Raw genomic sequence first — 2,030 nt, 5'->3', positions numbered from 1 at the left:
AAAAAGTCCAAACTCAGAAATGCAGAGTATTATAGTATGCAAGAAACATTTGACATGCTGTATCAACAAAGCAAATCGGGGAGTAATTTCAAAAACTTGATGGGCATTATCGGGTCATCCGAAAACATCAAGTTAGCGTATCGAAACATCAAAAGAAATACAGGTAGTAAAACAGCTGGGGTAGATGGACGAACAATCGCTCATGTATCAAAGCTAACAGAGGCAAAATTTGTTGAATATGTTAAGAATAAATTAAAAGATTATAAACCGAAAGCAGTCAGACGAGTTGAAATACCAAAACCGAATGGGAAATTAAGACCATTAGGAATTCCTGCAATTTGGGATAGAATAGTACAGCAATGTATTCTTCAAGTTCTTGAACCAATAGTGGAATCAAAATTCTCTGGTAGGAGCCATGGGTTTAGACCGAATCGGTCAGTAGAGAACGCTATCGCCCAAACGTATCGACTGATGCAAAATTCAAAAATGGATTTTGTTGTTGATATAGACATTAAAGGATTTTTCGATAATGTGTCCCATGCTAAACTTTTAAAACAAATGTGGACAATGGGGATTCAAGATAAAAATCTACTCGCCATTATCTCTAAAATGCTAAAAGCAAAAATCAAGCTACCCAATGGACAAATAATTGAGAACGAAAAAGGTACACCACAAGGAGGAATTCTTTCTCCATTGTTATCTAATATTGTTCTAAATGAACTTGACCAATGGGTCGAAAGCCAATGGGAAACTTTCCCCACCAAAAATGACTACACACAATACTCGGGTAAAGGGAAAAACAAGCATCCGCATAATAGCTATAAGTACAGAGTTCTTAAACAGAAGTCTAAGCTAAAAGAATGCTATATTGTACGATATGCTGATGACTTCAAAATCTTTTGTAGTAACCTTAACCATGCCAAAAGGTTATTCATTGCGGTGCAGAAATGGCTAAAAGATAGACTCGGTTTAGATATTAGCAGAGATAAATCAAAAATAGTGAACCTTAAAAAGGACTACTCTGAATTTCTTGGTCTTAAAATGAAACTCATCCCAAAAGGCTCTAAGTGGGTTGTTAAAAGTCATATGTGTGACAAGGCAATACAACGCACAAAGAACAACCTAAAAGAAATCATTAATGGTATACGCTATGACAGTGGGACAAACGACCAACATAGAAAAGTAGCACTCTATAACTCGACTGTAATAGGGCTTCATCAATACTTCCGTATTGCAACAATGATAGCCGAAGACATGGGGAATATCGCATATGAAGTAAATGCGTGTATGAAAGACCATCGAATGAAAAGGCGAATCAAGAAAACAGGTATTATCACATCTGATTTTATCAACAAAGAATACGGAAAAAGCAAACAAATACGTTTTATATCAAGAGACCCCCTACTTCCTATTGGATACATTAAACATAAAAGTCCAATGATGAAAAAGAACGCTGTTAATGCTTATACAAAAGAAGGTCGAGAAGCAATACACAAAAATTTAGCAACGATTGATATTTCGATTTTAAGATACATAATGGAACATCCAGTTGCAGATAGAAGTGTAGAATATAACGACAATCGAATTGCATTGTATAGCGGACAAGGAGGAAGATGTAGGATTACAGGCTTAGAGCTAAATCCATTTTCAATCCATTGTCACCATATCATCCCGCGAAGTAAGGGAGGAACCGATGAATATAAAAACCTATGTTTAGTGGATAAAGATATTCATATATTAATCCATGCTAAAGATGAAGACATAATCTCAAAATATAAACACTTAATAACCAACGAAGGAAGCCGAAGAAAACTCAATACGCTAAGAAATAAACTCGAATTAGATGAATTAGTAGTATAAATGGACTGAAATAACAAACTCAAAGAAAACGTGAATTCTGTGAAGTTATGTAGATTACCAAAGTTTTGAAACGTTCCGATGGAACGCCGTGTGAGGTGAAAATCTCACGCACGGTGTGAAGTGGGGGAAAAGCCAGAGATAACATCAAAAGCTTACCTATCACTATACGG

Annotated in this window: 1 protein-coding gene; it reads left to right on the top strand. The window is 35.7% G+C overall.

All coding sequences use genetic code 11. The features are described from left to right. Positions 1 to 1,860, top strand: a 1,860-nt coding sequence (gene ltrA, locus ACIQ7L_RS28085) for a group II intron reverse transcriptase/maturase (RefSeq protein ID WP_400573499.1), incomplete at its 5' end; no start/stop codon positions are given. Positions 1,861 to 2,030 lie beyond the last annotated feature (170 nt).

It is taken from the genome of Bacillus sp. NPDC094106 (assembly GCF_044764345.1).
Taxonomy (GTDB): Bacteria; Bacillota; Bacilli; order Bacillales; family Bacillaceae_G; genus Bacillus_A.
The sequence above is the reverse complement of the archived record's forward strand: the minus strand, read 5'-3'. Positions and strand labels throughout refer to the sequence as shown.